Source organism: Rhizohabitans arisaemae (genome assembly GCF_025996515.1).
Lineage (GTDB): Bacteria > Actinomycetota > Actinomycetes > Streptosporangiales > Streptosporangiaceae > Rhizohabitans > Rhizohabitans arisaemae.
Genome location: NZ_BLRH01000009.1, coordinates 101,433 through 125,722, shown reverse-complemented (window position 1 = coordinate 125,722; position 24,290 = coordinate 101,433). Strand labels below are relative to the sequence as shown.

Genomic DNA, 24,290 nt, shown 5'->3' with positions numbered 1-24,290 from the left:
CACCCCGTCGCGGCTCGATCACCCTGCGAGGCTCTTCGGCTGCTCAGGGCCGTACGGGTCGGGCCGGGGACCGCGACAGCAAACTGCCGCCGGCGGTCAGCATGCTGCCAGCGGTTTTCCTACTCCGCCCACCGAAAAAGACGCAGATTGGTGGTGGGAAACAGCCCGGCACAATGACCGGATAACGCGAAATCGGCAGCGCCGAACGGTGAAACACCGACGCGAAGTCGGCGATCGGCGCGAACGACTCCAAGGAAATCCGGAATCGGTGCCAAAGAGGGAACGAACCGTCGGCACACCGTCCCGGAGCCGGTGATCCGGCGCCCGGGCTGGTCGGCCCGGCGGCCCGCGGATAGGGTGAAGCCGCGGACGATCGGGCCGGGACGCGCATGTGTCGGCACCGTCGTGGCCGACTCCGGGGCCGCGGAGGAGAGGGGCAGGTCGCCGTGGAACGCACCTACGTTCTGGTCCCCGGCGCGTGGATGGGCGCCTGGGTCTGGGAACCCGTGGCGGAGCGGCTGCGCGCGCTCGGCCACCAGGCCAGGTCGGTCACCCTCTCCGGGCTGGACGACGCCTCCTCCGAGGTGTCGTCCATCGGGCTCGCCACCCACGTCGACGACGTGCTCGCGGTCCTGGAGGAGCACGACCTGCGCGATGTGATCGTCGTCGGGCACGGGTACTCCGGTGTCGTGGTCGGGCAGGTGGCCGACCGGGCGCCGGACCGGGTGGCGCACACGGTCTTCATCGAGGCGTTCCTGCCGCACTACGGGCGGTCGATGCTGGACGCCTTCCCGGCGGGCGTGCGCGAGTTCGAGCTCCAGGCGATCGCCGACAACGGGGGGCGCTGGCCCGCCCCGCCCGTCATGGTCGCCGCCGACGGGCAGGACCTGTCGGTACGGCAGGCGCGCTCGCTCGTCGCCCGGTTCGTCGGGCACCCGGGGCGGACGATCTCCGAACCGGCGGTGCTCTCCCGGCCGCTGGAGGAGCTGAGCGCGACCTACATCGTCTGCGAGAAGGACCACTTCGACGGCGCCATCGCCGCCGACGTCCAGGCCATGCGCTCCGCGCCGAACTGGACCTTCCACACCCTGCAGACCGGTCACTGGCCGATGGTGTCCCGGCTGGACCGGCTCACCTGCCTGCTCGCCGAAGCCACGGCGAACGGCTGAGCGCGCCCCCCGTCGTCGCCAGCCCCACCACGACGATCAGCACGGTGAACACCCACTCCCGCGAGCCGCCGGGCCCGTAGACCCGGCCCGCCCGCCCGGTGTCCACGGCCCTGGTCGCCGCTCCGGCCGCGAGCGTGTCTCGGTCGCTCCCGTACAGCTCGATCCCCGCCCGGACGGCCCGCCGGTCGTCGGAGACGAAATCCCCCGTCCAGGTGCAGGACTCGTGGCCCGGGTGCTGCACGCACGCGAGCTCGCGCGCGGTGAACGTCCCGGTCACCCCGTCCGCGCGGGCGGCGCGGACGGCCGGGCCGAGCTGGGGGACGGCGACGTACAGCAGGAGCAGGCCGAGCAGCGCCAGCACGACGGTGAAGGCGCCGCCCCGCCGTTTCACGGTGGTCATCGCCCGCCTAACGGGCGTACGAGAGGGCGCACCGGCAGGGGGCCGCGGCCCGCTCGTCGGCCCGGGGACGGCGGTGGAGCAGCATCGCCACCACCATGGGCACGAAGACCAGGGCGTTGTAGAACAGGTGCAGCTCCAGCCGCGGCACGATCAGCTGGGCGATGCTGACCGGGGCCGGACGGTCCAGCAGGTTCGCCCCGGCCAGCGCCTGGATCAGCAGGAGCAGGTGCTCGAAGTGGTGCCAGACCTGGATGCCCAGCGAGATGTTCCACCACGTGCGGGACCGGCCGGTGAAACCCGGGCGGAGCATGATCAGGCCGGCCAGCATCAGCAGCGCGTAGCCGTAGTGCATCCACTCCGAGGTCACCAGCCAGGGGAAGGGGATCCCGAACACGCCTCGCGCCTCGGGCAGCGACCAGCCCAGGACGTAGACCTGGACGGCCTGGGCCACGTGCTCGGCCCAGTGCGCCACCACGATGAAGAGATACACGCCGAGTGCCGCCTTGTGGTAGCGGCTGTTGAGCGGGGACACCCGCGCTGTCGTTGTCGCCATTTCCAAACCTCGCTCCGGTGACGGCGCCTGACACGAGCCACGGTGTCCTGACGTCCCCGGAGCCGCATCTTCGACGCTGCGCAGTTGGCGCGCGTCCGGAGAGACCGCTTCGGTACGGCGTGCGCCGGCCGGTGCCGCCGCCGGAACCGGCGGGGCGGTTCCGGCGGCGGGGCGGCTCAGGCGGAGGAGCCGAGCACGGTGTCGACCAGGGCGCGGGCCTCCTCCTGGACGAGGCGGAGGTGGTCCGGGCCGTGGAAGGACTCGGCGTAGATCTTGTAGACGTCCTCGGTCCCGGAGGGCCGCGCGGCGAACCACGCGTTCTCGGTGCACACCTTGATCCCGCCGATGGGCGCCCCGTTGCCCGGCGCGGCGGTGAGGATCTCGGTGATCGGCTCCCCGGCGAGCGTGCCGGTTGAGACCCGGTCGGGGGAGAGCGCGGCCAGCGCCGCCTTCTGCCGGCGGTTCGCCGGGGCGTCGGTACGGGCGTAGGCGGGGGCGCCGAACCGTGCGGTGAGCTCGGTGTAGATCTGGCCGGGGGAGCGGCCGGTGACCGCGATGACCTCGGCGGCGAGCAGGGCCATGACGATGCCGTCCTTGTCGGTGGTCCACACCGAGCCGTCCTTGCGGAGGAAGGACGCCCCGGCGCTCTCCTCTCCGCCGAAGCCCAGCGATCCGTCGAGCAGCCCGGGGACGAACCACTTGAACCCCACCGGCACCTCGACGAGCGGCCGACCGAGGTCGGCGGCGACCCGGTCGATCAGCGCGCTGCTCACCAGGGTTTTGCCGATCCCGGCGTCGGCCCGCCAGCCGGGCCGGTTCCCGAACAGGTGCCGGATCGCCACGGCGAGGAAGTGGTTGGGGTTGAGCAGACCCGCGTCGGGGGTGACGACACCGTGCCGGTCGGCGTCCGCGTCGTTGCCGGTGGCGACGTCGAAGGCGTCGCGGGCGGAGATCAGGGAGGCCATCGCGTACGGCGAGGAGCAGTCCATCCTGATCTTTCCGTCCCAGTCGAGCGTCATGAACCGCCAGGTCGGATCCACCAGCGGGTTCACCACGGTGAGGTCGAGCCGGTACCGTTCGGCGATCCGGCCCCAGTAGGCCGCCGAGGCGCCGCCGAGCGGGTCGGCCCCGATCCGGACCCCGGAGCGGGAGATCGCTTCCAGGTCGAGCACCGAACCCAGGTCGTCGACGTAGGCGGTGCGGAAGTCGTGGCGGTGGACGGTGCCGGCGGCCAGCGCACGGGTGTACGGGATACGCCTGACCTCCTTCAGCCCGTCGGAGATCAGCTGATTGGCGCGGTCCTGAATCCACGCGGTGACGTCGGAGCCGGCCGGTCCGCCGTCCGGCGGGTTGTACTTGAAGCCACCGTCCGAGGGCGGGTTGTGCGACGGGGTCACCACGATGCCGTCCGCGAGTCCGGTACGGCGGCCGCGGTTGTGGCGCAGGATCGCGTGGGAGATCACCGGGGTGGGCGTGTACCCGTCCTCGGCGTCGATGAGCACGGTGACGCCGCCCGCCGCGAGCACCTCGAGCGCGGAGACCCGGGCCGGTTCGGAGAGGGCGTGCGGGTCGGCGCCGAGGAAGAGCGGTCCGGTGGTGCCCTGCCGCGCACGGTATTCGCAGATCGCCTGGGTGGTGGCGAGGATGTGCTCCTCGTTGAAGGCGGTCTTCAGCGACGAGCCGCGATGTCCGGAGGTTCCGAAGGCCACCCGCTGGTCGGCCTGCTCCGGGTCGGGGCGGAGCGTGTAGTACGCCGTGACCAGGCGGGGCACGTCGACGAGGTCGGACGGTCGTGCGGGCAGACCTGCGTGGTCATGAACCATGGGTTCCTCGCGCTCCTCGTGGCCCGATGTCCGGATACCAGTACATACCGCCAAGTCTGACGTATCCCCGTGGTCGCTCCCACCCGGGTGCAAATTAGCGATGGTATTTAGCGAAAGAAACCGTCAAGGCGATGTGCCGAGGTTAAGGAAACCGGAAACCGGCGGGACGTGCGATATTCGCAGGCTTTAGCCCGGATATCAAACGATTCGAGAGCCGACGACCGGCCCGCACCCCGGGGTGACACGGGCCGACTCGGCTTGGCGTTTCACCCGGCGGTCAGGTCCACAGAAGCGAGGTGGTCCGGTTGTCCATCCAGCCGAGGTTGCCGGAGCCGTTCCTGAATCCCGTCGATTCACCGCCGAAACCGCTCAGCTGGAAGTGGTTCACGTAGCAGCCGTTGTAGCCCTGGAACGCGGAGATCTTGTTGTCCCAGCCGTCTCCGGTCAGGTCGTCGCTGAACTCCACGTCGGACTTGGAACTGGTGCACGGGGTCGGGTTGGTGTAGGTCAGGGTGAGACCACGATGCCCGGTGAGCTGGTATTCGATACTGACGATCAGGCTCGCCGAGGACGTTCCGAACTGCGAGCGCTCGGTTCCGAGCTCGTTGACCCGCGCGGTGTAGACCGGGTCTTTCACAAAGGACCTGGCGTCTTCGGGGGCGTCGGGGATACGGCCGTCGGTGGCGACCGAGATGGCCTCCCTGAAGCTGGTGTGGCAGGTCGTCCGCGCGCCTTCGCCCAGTCGTTTCACGCAGTGGGTCACCGGTTCGGCGGTGAAGCCGCCGATTTCGGGGGCGGGCGGCTCGGTCGCGGCGTGGGCCGGGACGGCGACGGTGAGGCCAAACATCAGAAGCACCGGGATCAGGAGCATTCTAACGGCGAGCGGATTTTTTCCGCTTTTGGTCATGGTGAACCTCTCTTTTTGCATGCCCAAGAATCGCCTGTGTCAAGAGAAAGTGATCGTTAGGCATGAGTTTGGTGCCATGACCGTATTGAGTCAATAGTGATTATGCAAGTCGTGCATGATGGTGCAGATGGAAACTAAGTGATTTCATACTGTAAGCACACTTGCTAATGATTTCGATCCGTGCGCTGTCGGTCGCTCTGGGAAAGCAAACGGTGGCACGTTCCACATAGTGAAGTGGATATGATTGCATATTCGCGCGTGCGTCGGTCAGGCGGGGTCGCCCCACCGGGCGGCCGCGGCCCCGGGCCGGCGGCCGCCCCGGACGGGGTCGCGCGGGGTGCTACATCTCGATGTCGTCGTGCCCCCCGGACCGCTGCTCGGAGATGAGGAAGGCGACGCCGCCCTGCTCGTTCACCGCGGCGTCCAACGACTTGTCGTCGAGGATCGCCGCGGCCTGCTGGTCGAGGTACACCTGGACCCCCTCGGCCTGGATCAGCTGGTCGGTGGATTCGGGGGCCTCGGTCACCGACAGCACCAGCGACCCTTCCCCGTCGGCCTGGGACGAGATGCGGATCCTGGTGGTGTCGGGCGCGTCCAGCGAGCTGGAGCTGAGGTCCCGGATCACCTGAACGGCGTTGTCGGTAAGGGTGAGCACTGTTCCCCCTTGGTCGGATTTATCCATGTATTTCCGGCCATGCCCGCTATGCTCCACACCAATCACGGTTCGAGAAAGTTCTACAGTCCGTAGGTTTCCAGCAGCCGGAGCCACACCTCGCTCACCGTGGGGAACGACGGCACGGCGTGCCAGAGCTCGGACAGCGGGACGCGGGCGGTGACCGCGATCGTCGCGGCGTGCAGGAGCTCGGCGGCGCCGGGACCGACGAAGGTCACCCCGACCAGGATCTGCCGTTCCACGTCCACCACGGCCCGGGCCCGGCCGGTGTACCCGTCGCCGAGCAGCGAGGCCCCGGCCACCCGCCCCATGTCGTAGTCGACCGTACGGATCGGCAGGCCCTCGCGCCGCGCCGCCGCCTCGGTCCGCCCGACCGAGCAGACCTGCGGATCGGTGAAGACCACCTGCGGCGGACCGGCCGCGTCGGCGGAGTCCCGCATGGAGGGGAGGTCGTCCCACTCCCCGCGGCTCCTGGCGACGATGACGTCCCCGCAGATCCTTGCCTGGTACTTACCCATGTGGGTGAGCAGGCTCCGGCCGTTGACGTCCCCGACCGCGTACAGCCAGCCCTCGTCGACCCCGAGCGCCCGCATGCTGTCGTCGACCTCCACCGCCCGCCGCTCCGGCAGTCCCGCGGTGGCGAGCCCCACGTCCTCGGTCGCCGGACGCCGGCCGGTGGCGACGAGCAGCTGGTCCGCGACGAGCGGCGGCCCCTCGCTCAGGTGCAGCGTGACCTGCCCGTCCGGCTTCCGCCGGTCCACCCGGGTGATCTCCGTACGGTAGCGCACGTCGATGCCGTGCTCGGCGAACGAGGCGTCGAGCAGCTCCCCGGCGAACGGCTCCATCCGCTCCAGCAGCGCGCCGCCGCGGACGATCACGGTGGTCTCCCGGGCGCCGAGCCCGTGCAGCGCCTGCGCCATCTCACACGCCACGACACCACCCCCGAGCACCGCCAGGCGCCTTGGCACCACCCGTACCGAGGTCGCCTCCCGGCTCGACCACGGCTTCGCCTCGGCCAGCCCCGGGATCGGGGGGATCACCGGCCTGCTGCCGACGGCGAGGACCACGGCGTGCCGGGCGCGCAGGGTGCGGACGGAGCCGTCGGCGGCGGTCACCTCCACCCGGCGCGGACCGGCCAGGCGTCCCCGCCCGCGCAGGAACACGGCCGGCAGATCCGTGATCCACGACACCTGACCGGAGTCGTCCAGGTTCGCCGTCATCGCGTCGCGGCGGCGGAGGATCGCCCCGACGTCGGTCTCGCCGAGGTGGAGGCCCGGGAGCCGCCCGACCTCGGCGGCCAGCTCCATCGGACGGAGCAGCGCCTTGCTGGGGACGCAGGCCCAGTAGGCGCACTCGCCGCCCGCCAGCTCCTCCTCGACCACGGCCGCGCTGAGCCCGCCCCGGACGACCCGCGCCGCCGCGTTCTCGCCCGCGGGGCCCGCCCCGACCACGATCACGTCGAACTCGTCCGACATGGCTGCCTCCAAGAACATCGGTGAAGCCCGTACGCAGGTCCTACCCCCCTGGTGGCCTTCCACCGGAGGCAGCCGGAGGAACGCCCGGCCCCCGGCGGGGAACCGACGACCATCCTGCCGCGCGACGGCCCCCATAACGAGCCGGTACGGGCCTACGCCGGCGAAGCCCGTACCGGCACCCAGGGGCGTCACACCTCGGGGCGCGGCTCAAACGGACCCACATCCTTGCCCGGCACAGCCCGCACCCCCGGCTCCGGGTGATCGTTGTGCTGTGCGCACCTTTCTGGGGATGTACATCGCAATGATCAGGGGGCGGTGTGCGGGCTGGGGCGGTTCGGGTCGGGGGGTGCCACCGGGATCGGCCGGGCTGGGCCCGTTCCCCCGGCTCCGGGTGATCGTTGTGCTGTGCGCACCCTTCGGGGCGCGCATACCGTAACGATCATGGGGTTCGGCTGTGAGCGGCTCAGGGTGTGGTACTCGCTCACGGCTTTCCGGTGATCGTTGTCCTGTGCGTCCCCCGCTGGGTGCGCACTCCAAAATGATCACGGGTGCGGCTGTGGGCGGCTCGGTGCCGTCTGGTGATCGTTGTGTTGTGTGTCCCCTGTGGGGTGCGTACAGCACAACGATCACGGTGTGGCGTTCGGTACGGCCGAAGGCGGGTCGGAGTGCGGCGTAGCCCGTACCCCGCTTGGCTCGGGTGATCGTTGTGCTGTGCGCGCCCTTCCGGGGATGCACATCGCAATGATCACCCCGGGCACCGGATCGGTTGTCGCCGGCCAAGGCAGGGGGTATCGCAGGGAAGGGGAGGGGGTCGATGGGCGCCCGGGGTGTCGGCGGAGACTGGGGGAAGGGACGAACCGGGGGGAGAGACGGATGAGCCTGTGCCTGGTGACCGGGGCGACGGGGTACGTGGGCGGGCGCCTGGTGCCCCGGCTGCTGGAGGCGGGCCACCGGGTCCGGTGCATGGTCCGGGGCGCCGGCCGCCTCCGCGATCAGCCGTGGGCGGACCGGGTGGAGACGGTCGCGGCCGACGCCTGCAACCCCGATCGGGTGCGGGCCGCCCTGGAGGGGGTCGAGGTCGCCTACTACCTCATTCACGCCATGGGGGGCGGGGAGCGGGACTTCGCCGCGGCGGACCGGCGGGCGGCGACCGTCTTCGCCCGGGCCGCCGAGGAGGCCGGGGTACGGCGGATCGTCTACCTGGGCGGCCTGAATCCGGGCGAGCGGCTCTCCCCGCATCTGCGGTCCCGGGCCGAGGTCGGGGAGATCTTCCTGGCCGCGCGGGTGCCGGCGGTGGTGCTGCGCGCGGCGATGATCATCGGGTCGGGCTCGGCCTCGTTCGAGATGCTGCGGTACCTCACCGAGCGGCTGCCGGTGATGACCACGCCGCGCTGGGTGCGGACCCGGACCCAGCCCATCGCGATCCGGGACGTGCTCCGTTGTCTCGTGGCCGCCGCGGAGCTGCCGGACGGGCTCAACCGGGCCTTCGACATCGGCGGCCCGGACGTCATGACCTACGCGGAGATGATGCAGGGGTACGCGGAGGTCGCGCGCCTGCCCCGGCGGCTGATCGTCCCGCTGCCGATGCTCACCCCCGGGCTGTCCAGCCTCTGGGTGGGCCTGGTGACACCGGTGCCCGCGTCGATCGCCCGCCCGCTGGTGGAGTCGTTGCGCAACGAGGCCGTCTGCGGCGACCACGACATCGCCCGGTACGTCCCCGACCCGGAGGGCGGCCTCATCGGATTCCGCCGCTCGGTCGAGCTCGCCCTGCAGCGGATCAAGGAGGCCGACGTCGCCACCCGCTGGTGCTCGGCGTCCACCCCCGGCGCTCCCAGCGATCCGCTCCCCACCGACCCCGACTGGGCCGGCGGCAGCCTGTACACCGACGAGCGCAGCCTGGTCGTGGACGCCCGCCCCGAAGCCCTCTGGGCGGTGATCGAGGGGGTCGGCGGGGAGAACGGCTGGTATTCGCTCCCGGTCGCCTGGCGGCTCCGGGGACTCGCCGACCGGCTGGTGGGCGGGGTGGGACTGCGCCGCGGGCGGCGCGACCCGAAGCGGCTGCGTGCCGGGGACTCGGTCGACTTCTGGCGGGTGGAGGAGGTGGAGCCGGGGCGGCTGCTCCGGCTGCGGGCCGAGATGCGCCTGCCCGGGCTGGCCTGGCTGGAACTGAGCGTGCTGCGGGACGGCGACGGACGGACCCGGTACGGCCAGCGGGCGGTCTTCCACCCGCACGGCCTGCTCGGCCACCTCTACTGGCAGGCGCTCCGGCCCTTCCACGGCTTGATCTTCGGCCGGATGCCGGGGAACATCGCCAGGGCCGCACGGTCGGCTAACGGGTGACGACGTGCGCCCGTACTCCGGGGAGGTCGTCGAACGCGGCGGACGTATCCGTCGTGATCACTGTTCTCGCCGTTGCGGCGGCCGTCGCCGCGATCGCGAAGCCCTTGGAACGGTGGCGTCCTCGGCAGGGTTTGGCACGGCGAGGTCCCCGCCGTGCGACTCGGCGGGGACCTCGCCTCCTGGGCGGGCTTTACGGCGTGAGCGGGCTAGAAGCCCGCGCTCCACCGCTGGGCGGGACCGCCGTGGCAGTCATAGATCGTGAGCTTGTTCCCCGGGGAGGGGTTGTTGCCGGGCAGGTCCAGGCATTTGCCGGAGTGGGCGTTGCGGAACCCGCCGTTGTGGTGGTCCCACTGCTGGTTGCCGCCACCGGTGCAGTCCCAGAGCTGTACCGGGGTGCCGTTGCCGGTTCCCCAGCCCTCGACGTCCAGGCAGCGGCCCATGACGGTGATGGACCGGCCGCTCCGGCTCCACTGCTGGGCCGGGGTGCCGTTGCAGCTCCAGAGCTGGATCCTGGCGCCGTTGAAGCCGTTCGCCCCGGGGATGTCCACGCAGAAGCCCGCGTGGGCGGAGGAACGGATCGGCGAGGTGTGGCCGCCCTCGTTGGGGGCGCACCCGTTGTTCACCCGCTCCTGCGCGGTCATCGCCCGGTCGTGGAAGGTGTAGCCGGACTTCTTCAGCGCGACGTTGGGGCCGTGACCGCGGTAGTTGTTGAGATACCAGTGGTAATGCCCCCACTTGGGGCTGCCGTAGCGGATCTGCCACTGGCCTTCTGCGGTCATCATGGCGGCGTTGCGGTTGACCCAGCCGTACCGGTTCGGCGCCAGGTGCAGGGTGGCGCTGTCGACGAGGGTGTCGGACCAGCTCCACTCGCGGCCGTAGCGCAGGCTCACGCTCGCCTTGAAGATCTCGGCGAACTCGACGCCGACGTTCACCTCGGTGCCCACGGAATGGGAGCCGCCGGTCGTCTTGTGGATGCCCGCCGTCACGGTCTGGGTGGTGGAGGCGCAGTTGACCCCGTGTCCGATGTTCGTCTGGTGGGTGGTCCAGTAAGTCAGGTTGCCCTGGGGCACGAACTCACAGCCCGCCGCGCCGCCGCAGTCCTTGAGCATCTCGTCGATGTTCACGATTCCGTCGAACTTGACCGAGCCGGCCTGATCGTTGAGGTCGTCGCCGATCCAGCCGACATCGCCGTGGAACTGGCGGGCGGTCGCGGCGCCGCCGTAGTCCCAGTCCTTGTACCAGGAGGCGCCGCACCCGTTGTAGGTCTTGAACGAGCTGATCGAGTCGTTCCACTGGCCTTGGAGTCGGGGGAATCCGGTGCTCACCCACGCGGTGCACGCCCTGGCGCCGTAGAAGGTGAGTGAGGCGCCGGTGAACCAGCCGTCGACCCAGGCGATCCCCAGGATGACGTTCGCGGCGGCCCCCACCGAGCCGGGTCGCTCCAGCACACCCGCGAGGGGGTCGTTCGTGGCGCGCGGGGTGCTTCTGACCGTGGGGTCCGCCGCGGCTCCCGAAGCGGGGCGGCTCCGGTCGGTGCCGCCGGAGCTTGCAGTCGTGGGCGCCTTGCCCTTCTCACCGGGCGCGACGTTGTTCAGTTTGGCGGTGACCTCGGGGTCTTCGAGGGCCTTGGCGACGTTCTCCGGCGCGTCGGCGACCCGGCCGCCGGTCGCTGCGGCGACCGCCTCCCGGAACGTGTCGAAGCAGGTGAGCGTGGTGGTGCCGGCCGCGACGACACAGTGGTCTCCGGCGCCTGAGCCCGGTGGGGCGGCGATGGCCGGCATCGCGGGGCCGACGACCATCAGGCCCGCGGCCACCACGGCCGCGAGGGGTGACCGCGCGAAACGTGAGAGTTTCACCGGCGTCCTTTCTCCTCTGTTGACGACAGGTTGCGCGGCCAACAACAGCACGCGGTCAAGTTCTCTCACCAGGCGGAAAAACCGGCAGAAGTTGGCATATGGAATACTGCCGCCGAAGCGCCTGATCTACCGATATGTCAATGCACCCTGAGGTTCGAGGAGACGCGTGTGGCCGCCCGGACGGAACCCGTGGACGGCGGACAGCCGGAGCGTCCCGAGGCGGAGGGGTTCGGTGCCCTGCTACGCCGGCACCGGCACGCGGCCGGACTCACGCTTGAGGAGCTCGCCGACGCCTCCGGGGTGAGTGTGCGCGCCCTCGGCGACATGGAGCGGGGGCGGAGCAGGAGCCCGCACCGGCGCTGCGTCGAGGCGGTGGCGGGGGCCCTGCGACTCGCGGAGGGCGATCAGGAGCTCCTGCTCGACCTGGCCAGGACGGGACGCTCCCGGGACGGGCGGCGTGGAGCCGCATCCGACGCGGAGATCGACGCGCTGTACGCCTCCCGGTGCGCGTTCCCCCGCAGGCTCGGAGACTTCGTCGGACGGGGGCTGGAGCTGGCCTGGCTGGGCGGGCTGGCCAAGATCACGCCCGCGACGGACGGTACCGCGGTGATCGCGGTGATCTCCGGCCCTCCGGGGTACGGCAAGACCGCCCTGGCCCTGCAAGCCGTCCACACGCTGGCCGACCAATTCCCCGACGGGCGGTTCTTTCTGGACCTGCGCGGCATGGACGCCCTGCCGCTCGCGCCCGGGGAGGGCCTGACCAGGCTGCTGCGCGCGCTCGGGGTCCCGGACAGCCGGATATCGCCGAGCCACCATGAACGTGCCGACCTGTACCGCTCGCTCATGTCCGGGCGCCGGGCGCTGCTCGTCCTCGACAACGCCGCGGACGAGTCGCAGATCCGGCCGCTGCTGCCGGGCGGCGGGAGTTGCCTGGTGGTGGTGACCAGCCGTCGTTCCCTGGCCGGCCTGGAGGCCGTCCACCGCCTGCGGTTGGAGGCGATGCTCCGGGACGAGGCGGCCGATCTCCTGGACAGGATCACCGGATCGGGCCGGGCCCAGGAGGAGCCGGGGGCGACCGAGCAGGTGGTACGGCTCTGCGGGAACCTGCCGCTGGCGCTGCGCATCGCGGGCAACCGCCTGGCGAGCAGACCCGGGTGGACGATGGGCCACCTCGCCGGGCAGCTCGCCGACGAGGAACACCGGCTCGCCGCCCTCACCGCGGGGGACCTGCAGGTCCGTACCGCCTTCGCCCTCTCCTACCGGCAGTTGACCGCCGTGGGCCGTACGGTCTTCCGACGGCTCGCGCAGGTGCCCGGACCCGACGCCGGGGCCGCGCTGGCCGCCGTACTCGCCGAGGTGAAGACGGCCGAGGCCGAGCTCGCGCTGGAGGAACTGGTGGAGCTGGGCCTGCTTCAGGAGTCGGGCGGGCGCTACCGGTTCCACGACCTGGTCCGGCTGTTCGCGCGCGGGCAGCTCGCCGAGGAGGAGACGCCCGCCGTCCGTCAGGCCACCGAGGAGCGGATGGCCGGATGGCTCCTGGGCAACGCGATCACGGCGGGTCAGCGCTTCGACCCGACCCACGGGACCGTGGCCGCTCCGGAGCCCGGGGACGCGAACCTGCCGGAGGCCCGCCTGGGATCCCGGGCCGAAGCCATGGCCTGGCTGGACGAGGAGACCGCCAACTGGTTCGGGGCGGTTCGCGACGCGGCGGCGAACGGCCGGCACCGGCAGGTCCTCGACGTCGCCAGGGCGATGCACTGGTACTCCGACACCCGGCAGCGCTGGGAGGGCTGGCAGGAGCTCTTCTCCCTCTCCGCGACGGCGGCCAGACGGCTCGGCAGCCGGGGTGAGGAGACGATCCACCTCAACTACCTCGCCTGGGCCTGGTCGCGCTGCCTCGGGCGGCACCAGGAGGCCCTGAACGCCGCGGTGAACGCGCTCGCCCTGGCCAGGCAGGTGGGCGATCGGCGCGAGCAGGCGTGGGCGTTGACCTACGCGGCGAACGCCCATCGGGGGCTGTCCCACAACGAACAGGCCGCCGACTGCCTGCGCGAATCCGTCGCCGTCTTCGAATCGCTGCACGACCTGGTCGGCTACACCGTCGCCCTGCGGCAGCTGGGAGAGGTCGTGCGGGACCTGGGGGATCCGGTGGAGGCCCTGGAGCTGCACCGCCGGACGGAGGCGATCTACCGCGACCCCGCGAACGGGATCCCGCCGACCCAGACCGAACTGGGTCTCGGCCTCAGCCTGCTGGAGGCCGGCCGGGACCTGGTCGCCCTCCGGCGCTGGGCGGACGCCGCCGGCCACTACCGGAGCGCGCTCCGGTACTTCGTCGCGGCCGGCGACCACTGGCGCCGGGGCACGGTGCTCTACGAGCTCGGCTGCGCGCTCAAGGAGGCGGGCGATGAAGACGGCGCCCGCGCGGAGCTGGAGCGGGCTCTCGACCTCTTCACCGAGCAGGACGATCGGATCTGGCGGGACAAGACCTACGAGGCGCTCGCCGACGTGGACCCGCCGACGGGAAATTCGATGGAAGAGGTCGCTGAACAGGGTTAACGTCGGACCTTGTGTTCACCGTACGAGAAGTTTCCGAGTCCGGCATCCCCGAAGCCCTCGATCTGAGCGACCTGGCGTTCCACGAGCGGAGCGAGGAGGAGGCGCGGGAGCGGTTCGAGTGGCTGCTCCGGCGGTCGCATCGGATCGGCGCCTACGACGAGGGCGTGCTGGTGGGGCTGGCGGTCGCCATCCCGATGGAGATCTCGGTTCCCGGCGGCTCCCTGCCGTGCGCCGGGGTCACCTGGGTCGCGGTCATGCCCACCCATCGGCGGACCGGGGTGCTCACCGCCATGCTCGGCAGGCTCTGGACGGACACCCGAGCCCCGCTCGCGGCGCTGTACGTCTCCGAGGGGTTGATCTACGGACGGTACGGGTTCGGCCCGGCCAACCACGCGCTGCACCTGGAGGTCTCCTCCGATCGGCCGATCGACCTGCGGATCGAGCCCGATCCCCGGCGGCCGCGGCTGGTCCCGACGACCGAGGCGCCCAAAGTGCTCGCGCCGATCTATCAGCGGGCGTGCGCCCGCAGGCCGGGGCAGTTCGGCCGGGACGAGGGGTGGTGGGAGCACGTTGTCCTGACGAAGCAGGACGAGGAGGACGAGGACCTCTCGGAGCCGCGGGTGGTGGTGATCGGGGACTCCGGGTACGCGGTCTACCGCACGAAGCGGGTCGACGACGACACCGAGGTCCACCTGGTCGAGCTGGAGGCGGACGACACGGCGACGGAGGCGGCGCTCTGGCGGTACCTGTGCTCCATCGACCTCACCGGCAAGGTACGCAGCCTCGCCCGGCCGGTGGACGACCTGCTGCCCACCCTCGTCGCCGACGTCGACCGGGTCACGGTGACCCGCCGCTGGGCCGCGCTCTGGCTCCGCCTGGTGGACCTGCCGGCGGCGCTTGCGGGACGTGGCTGGGCCGAGCCGGTCGACCTGGTCCTGGACGTCGCCGACGACCGGATCCCCGCCAACCACGGCCGATGGCGCCTGACCGTCACCGAGGGAGGCGTGACGTGCCGCCGGTCGGAGGAGGAGGCCGACCTCGCCCTGCACGTCCGCGACCTGGCCTCGGTCTACCTGGGGGACGCCGGTGTGGCCAGGCTGGTACGGGCCGGCCTCGCGACCGAGTACACCCCCGGCGCGGCGGTACGGCTGGACGCGGCCCTGCGCACCGAGCTCGCCCCGTTCTCCGCCGACGAGTTCTGACGGCCGGCGGTCGGGCGAGCCCCGCGTAGACGATCACGTTGCTCCGGCGGTGACCGGTGGCGCGGTGAAAGGCGCCGCAGGTGACCAGCCGGAGTCCCGCGTGGTCGAGGTCGCCGTACACGATCTTCGCGGGGCGCGCCGGCCGCGCCGACGGCGGGCCGGATAGACCGGGAGCCCAATGGAACAAGGGGTTCTGTGCGTAGAATCTGGGTTTAGTGCGGATCATAAGCCGCCGGTTTCCACCCCCGAGAAGAGACTTCGCACACCCCATGCTGCATGGCATCGACGTTTCGGCTCGCGAGGAGACGGACGAATGGGCCGTCCGGCGAGCCGGTGAGCGGGTCGACTTCGTCTTCGTGAAGGCGACAGAAGGGGCAAAGCGTACAGATCCCCGCTTCGTGCGGCACTGGCGGCTCGCGGCCGAGCGTGGCCTGGTGCGCGGCGCCTACCACGTGGCCAGACCCGGCGGGGACGCCGACGGCGACGTGGCGAACTTCCTCCGGACGGTGCGCCCGGAACGCGGCGACCTGCTGGCGCTCGACCTCACCGTCCTCGACGGGCGCCCACCCCACGAGGTCGCCGAGTTCGCCCGGCGGTGGTGCGCCCGGATCCGTACCGAACTGCGGGTTCCGCCCTTCGTCTACACCCACTCCTGGCTCGCCCACGGCGGAAACTGCGCCGGGCTTGAGGGGTATCCGCTGTGGATCGCGGCCCACCTCGGACCGCCCGGACGTCCCGAGGTTCCCGCACCCTGGCGGGAGTGGGCCGTCCACCAATACACGTCCGTCCCGGTCAACCGCAACGTGTACGCGGGGACCAGACGGGCACTGGCCGAGTTCGGCTATCAAGGAGGAGACTGTGAAGCGGATCTGCGTACTCGGGATGTCGCCGGGGGAGACCCAGGTCGTCGCGGGTAAAGGCGCCGAGGCGATCGAGTACCGGGTGGAGATCCTCGACCCGGAGAACCTGCACGCCCCCAACGGCTCCTCGATCACGCCCAAGACCAAGCGCGACTACCACCTGTGGGCGCGCGCCGGGATCCAGGGCCTGAAGGAGGGCGACGTCGTCGTCCTGCACTTCATCCGGATCGACGACGCGAGCGGCGCGGAAGGCCCGGAGATCCACCGCGAGGACCGGATCGGCGACGGCGGCCCGATGACGGTGTCGCTGTACACCTTCGACCAGCTCGACACCAGGTACCGGGTCCGGTTCCGGGTCAGCAACGAGAACGACTATCCGATCACCGTGACCGAGAGTCAGTTCAGACTGGCAGTGTGAGACGCGCATTCCGGGAAACCCTTGGGGGAGAGAGGTTCAACCCCCCGGAAAGGAACGCCCATGGTTGACTTGGATGAGGCCGCGCGGCAGCTCCGGCTCGCGAGTCACGACGCGCAGGTCGCGTTCGACTGCATCGGCCTGGGCGAGATGAACCGCGCGCACACCCACGCCGTTTTCGCCAGGGCCGCGGCCGACGCCGCGGAGAACGCGCTCCGCGCGGCGTTGCTGGAGCGCGGCATCCCCCTGACGGCCGCCGCGGAGGACTGACCGCCGCGGCGCCCCCGACCCGATCACGGAGGCCGTCCGGCATACGCGATCGCCGTATGCCGGGCGACCCCCCGGGAAGATCGGGTACGGCCGCCACGGATCGGCCGATCCCCGGCCCCGCTTCATGGCCCGCGGGGCCATCGCCCTGCCCGTTCCCAAGATCTCCGGTACGTGCGACGGCAGGATTCGGGACGGTTCGGTACGGGCTGTCGCCTGGCCTCGCAGAGCCCGTACGTTCCGGTGCGCGTGGCCGGATCCAGGTTGACCCGTCCGTGAGGTCCCTGGTCATCGCTGAGATGGGACTTCCCGGGAGGTCCGGCTGCCGTCGGCACGGCAGAACCCATTTCGGAACCGTGGGAACGATGGGTGGGCGGCCGGCGACGGGGTCGGCCGTCATGGTGGGCCGATGGAATCCGCGGCGGCGGGTGCGGAGGCCCACCCCTGGTCACAGCCCGAGGGATCGCCCCGGTGCCGGATCTTGGAATATCCGGTACGGCGGCCGAGCACCGAGCTTTCGGTGCGCCGAGCCGGTGGCTGAGCCACTGGATTTTACGGCTGATTTGAGAAAGACACTCTCGGCCATGTGGTTCGGAAAGCTCATCATCAAGTTTTCGTTTTCGCGAGAAAGGCTTTCCCATAGCCGATGGCTCGATTATGATTTCGCGAAATGAGTCGTCCGACAAAGAAGTGGATGGTGAGTCGGCAGGGATCTTGACTTGTCCCAAAGATTGCAATGCAAAAGAACTCGGATCGCAGATTGCAATGCAAAAGATGGGAGTTTAATGAATTTTCGAAGGCTGTGCCGCGCGGCTGCGATGTTCGGGGCCGGATTCGTCCTGGCGGTCGGGCCTGTCGTGGCCACCGCAACTCCCGCGGCCGCCTGGTACGGGGCATGCTACGGAGGCTACGATGCGCACCCCATCCCCACGGCCTATTGGGGCTGGTGTGATGGAAACGGTCCGGACAGCTACCGCGCCTACGTCGATTGCTTGAGGGTTTCCACCAAGTCCAGTTACCGAGATTTCGGCGTGATCAGGTGGGCCGGCGACCGACGCGGATCGACGGCGAGGTGCCAGGTGGGCACTGCCGTCATCGGTGGTGGCCTGGAGAAGCTTCCTGCGTAGAGCCTTCGCGACTCGGTGCGGTGGTTCTTGTCGCACTTTCCATGAAATGAGTCGTCCAGCAAGAATGCGGATCACCGTGCGGTAATGATTCGGTGATCTTAGCTGCATCCGCACAACAGAGAGGAAGGGAAAGGGAATTTCATGAGTTTTCGGAAACTGCGCCGCGCGGCCGTAATGGTCGGGGCTGGATTCGTTCTGGCGGTCGGGCCCGTTGTGGTCACCGCCACTCCTGCGGCCGCCTGGTACGGGCCATGTCGCGGATACCTCGATTACCAACCTTTCGTCAAGTCGTATTGGGGTTGGTGCGACGGAAACGGTCCGGACAGCTACCGCGCCTACCTTGACTGCAAGAACATTATTATCAACGGCCCCGTGTACCGGGTGTACGGTGAGATCAGGTGGGCCGGCGACCGACGCGGGTCGGAAGCGCAGTGTATGGAGAGCGGCACTATGGGCGGTGGCTTGGAGAAGCTGCCTGCGTAAAATCACCCGAACGTGGTCCCGCGGTTCCCCGCCGGATCGTCCGGCGGCCCTGTTCTCTACCGCTGAAAGACCTCGGGACATCGGTCTGTCATGACCGATTCTCCGATCAGGGCATCGGGTTGGCGACAGACCGGTCGGGTGGCCCGGTGGTGTCCGGGTTCCCGCCGGCACGTGACCGGCGGACACGAGAGGCACGCCCGGAGAAACGAGGGGCACGCCCGGAAAACACGGCGGTCCGATCGACGGAGCCTCGCGGGCCCGTACCGAGTGGGGGTACGGGCCCGTACCGAACGGCGGCGGTAGCCGGTCTGCTCGTTAACCTGGCCCGGATCGGTGGTCCGACCCCGTCGCAGGGGCGCAACCGCCGACGGTGCCCCCTTCCCGCGATGGGATTCGAGCCGACGGCGGGCGATCGTCGCGGATGGGTGAACCCGGCCCGGCAGGACGGCTCATCTCACGAGACGGTCTTGAACACCGGCCTTCGCAAATCCCACCTCATCTTGGGACGTGACCTGGCCGCCTGCCGCGGAAGCGGCTGGAAGCCGTGCGGCCCGGCCGGGACTCCGCAGGCGGGCGGGTAGGGCGTCGCGGGTGGGGTGGGGCCATTGGGCCGAGAAGCGGTGACCTTGCCGGTAGCATCGGTGTCTGGACTCATTGTCGGCGTTCGCGTGACCGCCGGCCTCGCATCCACACCATTCAGGAGTATCCGTGTCTGCCGTTGCCGAACTACGCGTCACCCTCGAAGGAGCCGAGCGTGCGGTGGCGGCGGGGACGACGGCGGGCGAGCTGATCGACTCGCCGAAGGCCGTCGCCGCCCGGGTCAACGGGGAGCTGCGGGATCTGGCCGCGGCCCTGGCCGAGGGCGACGTCGTCGAACCCGTCGACATCGCGAGCGCCGACGGACGGGGGATCGTGCGCCACTCCACCGCGCACGTCATGGCCCAAGCCGTGCAGGAGCTGTTCCCGCACGCCAAGCTGGGCATCGGCCCGCCGGTGGAGAACGGCTTCTACTACGACTTCGACACCGACGCCCCGTTCACCCCCGACGATCTCAAGCGGATCGAGAAGCGGATGCGGGAGATCGTCAAGCAGGGGCAGCGGTTCTCCCGGCGGGTGGTCTCCGACGACGAGGCACGCGCGGAGCTCGCCGCGGAGCCGTACAAACTCGAACTCATCGGCCTCAAGGGCGGGGCCTCGGCGGACGACGGCTCCAGCGTGGAGGTCGGCTCCGGCGAGCTGACGATCTACGACAACCTGGACCCCAAGACCGGGGATCTGTGCTGGAAGGACCTGTGCCGCGGGCCGCACGTCCCCACCACCAGGAACATCCCGGCGTTCAAGCTGATGCGCACCGGCGGCGCCTACTGGCGGGGGAGTGAGAAGAACCCGCAGCTCCAGCGGATCTACGGCACCGCGTGGGAGTCCCGGGAGCGGCAGGACGAGTACCTGACCATGCTGGAGGAGGCCGAGAAGCGGGACCACCGCAAGCTCGGCGCCGAGCTGGACCTGTTCAGCTTCCCGCCGGAGATCGGCGGCGGCCTGGCGGTCTGGCACCCCAAGGGGGCCCTGGTCCGGCGGATCATGGAGGAGTACTCCCGCAAGCGGCACGAGGAGTCGGGGTACGAGTTCGTCGTCACCCCGCACATCGCCAAGTCGACGCTGTTCGAGACCTCCGGCCACCTGGGGTGGTACGCGGACGGCATGTACCCTCCGATGGAGCTGGAGGGCGCGGCGTACTACCCCAAGCCGATGAACTGCCCGTTCCACATCATGATCTACAAGGCGCGGGGCAAGTCCTACCGTGAGCTGCCGCTGCGGATGTTCGAGCTCGGCACCGTCTACCGGTTCGAGAAGTCGGGCGTGCTGCACGGGATGACCCGGGCGCGCGGTTTCACCCAGGACGACTCGCACATCTTCTGCACGCCGGAGCAGCTGGTCGAGGAGCTCTCCTCGCTGCTGAACTTCGTCATCGGCCTGCTGCGCGACTTCGGGCTCACCGAGTTCGAGGCCGAGCTGGCCACCCGGCCGGAGAAGTTCGTGGGCGAGCCCGCGGAGTGGGACGAGGCGACCGAGGCCCTGCGGATCGCACTGGAGCAGTCCGGGCTGCCGTACGTGGTGGCCGAGGGCGAGGGCGCCTTCTACGCCCCCAAGATCGACGTGCACATCAAGGACGCCATCGGCCGGCGCTGGCAGCTCTCCACGCTCCAGGTGGACCTGCAGCTCCCGGTCCGGTTCGACATCGAGTACCAGGCCGCCGACGGTTCCCGCCGCAGGCCGTACATGATCCATCGGGCGCTCTTCGGCTCGGTGGAGCGGTTCTTCGCGATCCTGCTGGAGCACTACGCGGGCGCGCTGCCCGCCTGGCTTGCCCCGGTGCAGGTGGTCGGGATCCCGATCGCGGACACGCACGCGCCGTACCTGGAGGACGTCGCCAAGCGGCTGCGGGAGCGCGGCATCCGGATGGACGTGGACACCGCCGACGACCGGATGCAGAAGAAGATCCGCAACGCGCAGCGGGCGAAGATCCCGTTCATGCTCCTGGCCGGGGACGACGATGTGGCGCAGGGCGCCGTCTCGTTCCGCTACCGTTCCGGGGAGCAGAAGAACGGCGTGCCGGTGGAGAGCGCCATCGCCGAGATCGTGGACGCCGTCGAGCGCAGGCTCCAGGTCGTCGGCGGCTCCCAGAGCTGACCCTTCCCGGGGCCACTCCGGTGGCCCCGGTTTCCCTTGAGTCCGGTACGGCCTGAAGGCGTGATCTCCGGCTCGCGCGGAGGCCGGTGGGGCGGCGGGCATCGGTCGCCCCCTATGCTGCCTTGTATGGAGGAGCCGGAATCACGGGTGGAGCAGGCAGGCGCGGGGGTCCCCGACAATTTCCGGCGGCTCTGGACCCCGCACCGCATGGCCTACATCAAAGGTGAGAACAAGCCGACCGGGTCGGACGCGGGGGACGGCTGCCCGTTCTGCGTGATCCCCGGGATGAGCGACGAGGACGGCCTGATCGTGGCCCGCGGCTCCGTCGTCTACGCCGTTCTCAACCTTTACCCGTACAACTCCGGGCATCTGATGGTTTGCCCGTATCGCCATGTCGCCGACTACGCCGCGCTGGACGAACGGGAGACCGTGGAGCTGGCGAGCTTCACTCAGCAGGCGCTGACCGCGCTACGCAAGGTCTCCGGCGCCCAAGGCTTCAACGTCGGGATGAACCTCGGCATGGTCGCCGGAGCCGGCATCGCCGCCCATCTTCACCAGCACGTCGTCCCCCGCTGGGGCGGCGACACCAACTTCATGCCGGTCGTCGGCCAGACCAGGGTCCTGCCCGAACTGCTCAGGGAGACCCGGGCACTGCTCGCCGAGGCCTGGCCGTCCTCCGAGTGATCTCCGAGGCGTGACCGTCAGGAAGCGGAGTCCGGTTCGGCGGCCCTCTTGGTCTTTTGCGCGGCGGCGTCCTCCCGCCAGGTGGCGAGCACCAGAACGATCGCCCCGCACACGATGAGACTGTCAGGCAGGTTGAAGGTCGGGAACCAGCCGGTGTGCAGATAGTCGGTGACCAGCCCGTCGCCGGCCCGGTCCAGCACGTTGGCGAGCGCCCCGGCCAGCACGGCCGTCACCGCGCCCAGGTGGATCCCTCCGATGGAGGGGGCCTGCCTCCAGCCGTAGACCGAGATGCCGATGGTGATCAGCGACGGTACGGCGAGCACGATCCAGCCCGGCAGGTCGGAGCCGAGGCTGAACGACACCCCCGAATTGAAGGTCAGCCGGAGCTGGATCAACACCAGGTCGACCGTCCGCCCGTCCGCCAGAAAGCGGTCCGCGGCGAACTTGGCCGCCATCAGCACCGCGGCCAGCACCGCAGCCGTCCCGAACAGCGTGACCCGCCGCCGCACAGCCGTACCCGCCCTCGCCTCGGTCGCGCTCATGCCGTGACCAGCCCGCAGGCGTGTACGGCGACCCGGTACAGCACGACGATCCCTCCGGCCTTCTCACGGACGATCGGGAAGCGTCTCCACCGTGGCGACGCACCCCCGGAACCCTTCCGACGCTACCGGATCCCCGCAGTGCCGCGCCCCTCAGGCCCAAACCAAGCGGATCTTCTTCACGCGCTCAGTCCGGTCGCCGGATCACCACAGCGGCTTGAGGCTGCGGCTCGTAGAAGCGCTCCACCATCGCGATCTCTTGCGGCGAGCATCGCCACAGGAACTTGACCTCGGAGTTCCGTTTCACCAGATCTACGGTGCACGCCACGGCGGAGACGGATGGGGCGGCGGCCGACCCGACCCATACATCGATCCCCTCACCGTCACCTCCTTGCGTGTCCCTCAAGAAGCCGTAGTCAATTGGATAAACGAAATTCCTCACCTTGGGATGAGCCGAACCGGCAGGACGATCGATCACAATCTCGGCGGTGCTCACCAGAAGATCCGCCTGCTTCCACAGTGACAACCGCGCCCACGCCTCGAAATCAGCCATAGCCGCACCGTACCGGCCATGATCTGTCAGAGCACAGTCTCCGGCGGGGACCCTCCGGCTCCGGGGTGTAGGCGGCAGGATCGGAAAACCCGATGCCGGTCGTATGCCGTCGGGCCTACTCTCTCGGTAAAGATCACCCAGAGTCCCTTGTGTGGGGGAAGACGTGGGCGAACCTCCCGAGAATTCACAACCGGCCCCTCCGGTTGAGTCGTCCGCCACCGGACCGACCCGGAAGCGGACCCTTGTTGTCACAGGTCTCGTTGCGACGGCTGTCGCGGTTCTCGTCGCGAGCACAGTTATCTGGTTCGCCGGGCGACCGGCGCCCGCCGTGAAGCGGATTGCGCAGATCCCGACCCTCGTCACGTCAACCACAACGGCGAAAGAGAGTCGATCCGACTATCGGCGGATTGCGGTGTACCACTGCAGGAAGGGAACGCTATATCCCCAATGCAAGGGAAAAGTCATCACCACTGAACAGCGGGAGAGGTTGAGGCTAGCCCTTCTCGCGTTGCCGCAAGTGGAAGAGGTCGTCTTCCGGGATGCGCACCAAGCGTTTGAAAGTCTTGCGCGGGACGGGTTCGACGTTCGGCCCTTCCGACTGGAAGATATGCCGGAGTCATTCCAGGTGTACCTGAAACCCGGTGCGGAGTACCGGATGGTCGCACGAATCGCCGATGCTATGCCGGGTGTGGCCAATGTCATCGGACGCCACTGCATTCTGACCATCTTCTGCTCGGGAGCTATCTGATCTTCACTGCGTCACCGCTAAATCACGGGTTCCTTCCTTCCGCCAGGTGGCGGCGGGTTCGTGGGGAGGGGTGGGATGGCGCCGGTATTGAGGCAGAGGTCGGCTGCCCGCTCGAACAGGGCGGGGAAGGCCGATCCGGTGAGGTTGATCGCGTGCGGCGGAAGTCGCCGGCGGACCTATGCCCTCGATTGACCCTGTCGGTCCGATGCGGGCCGAGACTGTGGCCGGTGCTGGTCGGACGTTGGGTTCTGTGTGGTCAGAATGGGGAGATGAGAGCGATGGCGCCTCATCTCTGAGCGCCTGGCGACCGTCGGACGGATCCGTGGCAGGAGAGGTTCACTATGGCTGCGACACCAGACGCAACCCCATCGGCTCAGCCCGAGCGCCCGGGCATGAAGGATGGGGTGTGCAGCGAGTTCACCGTATTTACCAAGATCAAGCCGGGTCATGCGGATGCGCTGCGTGAGGATCTCGCCGAGCTCGCCGACGGGTCGGCCGACGCGGAAGCCCGTGCGGCGCTGCGCCAGATCGGCACCCTGCACGACGCACGCCACGTGATATTCGACAACGACACCCGGCACATGTTCGCCAGCGTCTTCGACGGCTCCTGGGACACCTACATCGACGACTTCGGCAAGACGGCGGTTGGGGCCCGCTTCGACAAGGTCTTCTCGCACACCGAAGGGTTCCCTGGCGTCGCCGATCCGGGGGTGAAGGACTGGTTCGTCGCCCGGCAGGCACCCGCGGGGGTCTTCGTCAGTTCCTATCCCGATCTGACCGTTCAGCGGATCTGGAAGGACCAACGCGTGAACGAGGCATTCCAGGCAGTGCTGGACACCCCCGAGTTCCGGGCGGCACTGGACGACCCGGCGAACGCCGAGTTGCTGGCCACGCCGGCCTTCCAGAAACTGATGGAGGAAGCCGCAGGCTAACCCTGAGGACAACCAACCCCCAAGGGCCGAACCAACG

The 24,290-nt window shown here is 69.6% G+C and carries 20 protein-coding genes; 11 read left to right on the top strand and 9 right to left on the bottom strand.

The window, feature by feature from the left end:
• Positions 1-446: 446 nt before the first annotated feature.
• Entirely contained in the window at positions 447-1,169 is a 723-nt protein-coding gene (locus tag RUR_RS01640; protein WP_283133032.1) for an alpha/beta fold hydrolase, read from the top strand.
• Here the strand turns inward: RUR_RS01640 and RUR_RS01635 are convergent.
• The 6 genes from RUR_RS01635 to RUR_RS01610 form a co-directional block, all read right to left on the bottom strand.
• On the bottom strand, positions 1,132-1,569 hold the full coding sequence (locus RUR_RS01635; protein WP_283133031.1) for a hypothetical protein: 438 nt from the start codon (positions 1,567-1,569) through the stop codon (positions 1,132-1,134). The two genes, RUR_RS01640 and RUR_RS01635, sit on opposite strands and share 38 nt — an antisense overlap.
• Positions 1,570-1,576: 7 nt before the next feature.
• Positions 1,577-2,122: a hypothetical protein gene (locus tag RUR_RS01630; RefSeq protein ID WP_283133030.1), complete on the bottom strand. Its 546-nt coding sequence runs from the start codon at positions 2,120-2,122 to the stop codon at positions 1,577-1,579.
• Positions 2,123-2,298: 176 nt separating this feature from the next.
• Positions 2,299-3,945 carry a phosphoglucomutase (alpha-D-glucose-1,6-bisphosphate-dependent) gene (gene pgm, locus RUR_RS01625; protein ID WP_283133029.1) on the bottom strand — a complete coding sequence of 549 codons (1,647 nt, stop codon included), beginning with the start codon at positions 3,943-3,945 and terminating at the stop codon, positions 2,299-2,301.
• 277 nt (positions 3,946-4,222) lie between these two features.
• Positions 4,223-4,801 carry a hypothetical protein gene (locus RUR_RS01620; RefSeq protein ID WP_283133028.1) on the bottom strand — a complete coding sequence of 193 codons (579 nt, stop codon included), beginning with the start codon at positions 4,799-4,801 and terminating at the stop codon, positions 4,223-4,225.
• A gap of 391 nt (positions 4,802-5,192) precedes the next feature.
• Positions 5,193-5,507, bottom strand: a complete 315-nt coding sequence (locus RUR_RS01615; RefSeq protein ID WP_283133027.1) for a Fe-S cluster assembly protein HesB — start codon at positions 5,505-5,507, stop codon at positions 5,193-5,195.
• 80 nt (positions 5,508-5,587) lie between these two features.
• On the bottom strand, positions 5,588-7,000 hold the full coding sequence (locus tag RUR_RS01610; protein WP_283133026.1) for a dihydrolipoyl dehydrogenase family protein: 1,413 nt from the start codon (positions 6,998-7,000) through the stop codon (positions 5,588-5,590).
• A gap of 873 nt (positions 7,001-7,873) precedes the next feature.
• Here RUR_RS01610 and RUR_RS01605 point away from each other — a divergent pair.
• Complete coding sequence (locus RUR_RS01605; RefSeq protein WP_283133025.1) at positions 7,874-9,340, top strand: SDR family oxidoreductase; 1,467 nt, start codon at positions 7,874-7,876, stop codon at positions 9,338-9,340.
• Positions 9,341-9,546: 206 nt separating this feature from the next.
• On the opposite strand, the gene RUR_RS01600 is transcribed toward RUR_RS01605, so the two are convergent.
• Complete coding sequence (locus RUR_RS01600; RefSeq protein ID WP_283133024.1) at positions 9,547-11,196, bottom strand: RICIN domain-containing protein; 1,650 nt, start codon at positions 11,194-11,196, stop codon at positions 9,547-9,549.
• Between the two features lie 168 nt (positions 11,197-11,364).
• Here RUR_RS01600 and RUR_RS01595 point away from each other — a divergent pair, with 168 nt between their 5' ends.
• The 7 genes from RUR_RS01595 (at position 11,365) to RUR_RS01565 (ending at position 21,481) form a co-directional block, all read left to right on the top strand.
• Complete coding sequence (locus RUR_RS01595; protein ID WP_283133023.1) at positions 11,365-13,752, top strand: XRE family transcriptional regulator; 2,388 nt, start codon at positions 11,365-11,367, stop codon at positions 13,750-13,752.
• Positions 13,753-13,763: 11 nt separating this feature from the next.
• A complete protein-coding gene (locus tag RUR_RS01590; protein ID WP_283133022.1) occupies positions 13,764-14,954 on the top strand; it encodes a GNAT family N-acetyltransferase in 1,191 nt (396 codons plus the stop codon).
• A 269-nt stretch (positions 14,955-15,223) separates the two neighbouring features.
• The gene (locus RUR_RS01585; protein WP_283133021.1) at positions 15,224-15,871 is read left to right on the top strand and encodes a glycoside hydrolase family 25 protein; all 648 of its coding nucleotides are present in this window, start codon (positions 15,224-15,226) and stop codon (positions 15,869-15,871) included.
• Complete coding sequence (locus RUR_RS01580) at positions 15,813-16,232, top strand: hypothetical protein (protein WP_283133020.1); 420 nt, start codon at positions 15,813-15,815, stop codon at positions 16,230-16,232. Before RUR_RS01585 ends, RUR_RS01580 begins: the two co-directional genes overlap by 59 nt.
• A gap of 60 nt (positions 16,233-16,292) precedes the next feature.
• On the top strand, positions 16,293-16,499 hold the full coding sequence (locus RUR_RS01575; RefSeq protein ID WP_283133019.1) for a hypothetical protein: 207 nt from the start codon (positions 16,293-16,295) through the stop codon (positions 16,497-16,499).
• Positions 16,500-18,814: 2,315 nt separating this feature from the next.
• A complete protein-coding gene (gene thrS, locus RUR_RS01570; protein WP_283133018.1) occupies positions 18,815-20,797 on the top strand; it encodes a threonine--tRNA ligase in 1,983 nt (660 codons plus the stop codon).
• Positions 20,798-20,923: 126 nt separating this feature from the next.
• A complete protein-coding gene (locus RUR_RS01565; RefSeq protein ID WP_283133017.1) occupies positions 20,924-21,481 on the top strand; it encodes an HIT family protein in 558 nt (185 codons plus the stop codon).
• 17 nt (positions 21,482-21,498) lie between these two features.
• Here the strand turns inward: RUR_RS01565 and RUR_RS01560 are convergent, their stop codons facing one another.
• Positions 21,499-22,023: a signal peptidase II gene (locus tag RUR_RS01560; protein WP_283133016.1), complete on the bottom strand. Its 525-nt coding sequence runs from the start codon at positions 22,021-22,023 to the stop codon at positions 21,499-21,501.
• 184 nt (positions 22,024-22,207) lie between these two features.
• Positions 22,208-22,573, bottom strand: a complete 366-nt coding sequence (locus RUR_RS01555; protein ID WP_283133015.1) for a hypothetical protein — start codon at positions 22,571-22,573, stop codon at positions 22,208-22,210.
• 151 nt (positions 22,574-22,724) lie between these two features.
• Between RUR_RS01555 and RUR_RS01550 the strand changes: the two genes are divergently transcribed.
• Entirely contained in the window at positions 22,725-23,321 is a 597-nt protein-coding gene (locus tag RUR_RS01550) for a permease-like cell division protein FtsX (protein ID WP_283133014.1), read from the top strand.
• Positions 23,322-23,662: 341 nt separating this feature from the next.
• Positions 23,663-24,253, top strand: a complete 591-nt coding sequence (locus tag RUR_RS01545) for a hypothetical protein (RefSeq protein ID WP_283133013.1) — start codon at positions 23,663-23,665, stop codon at positions 24,251-24,253.
• Positions 24,254-24,290: the final 37 nt, after the last annotated feature.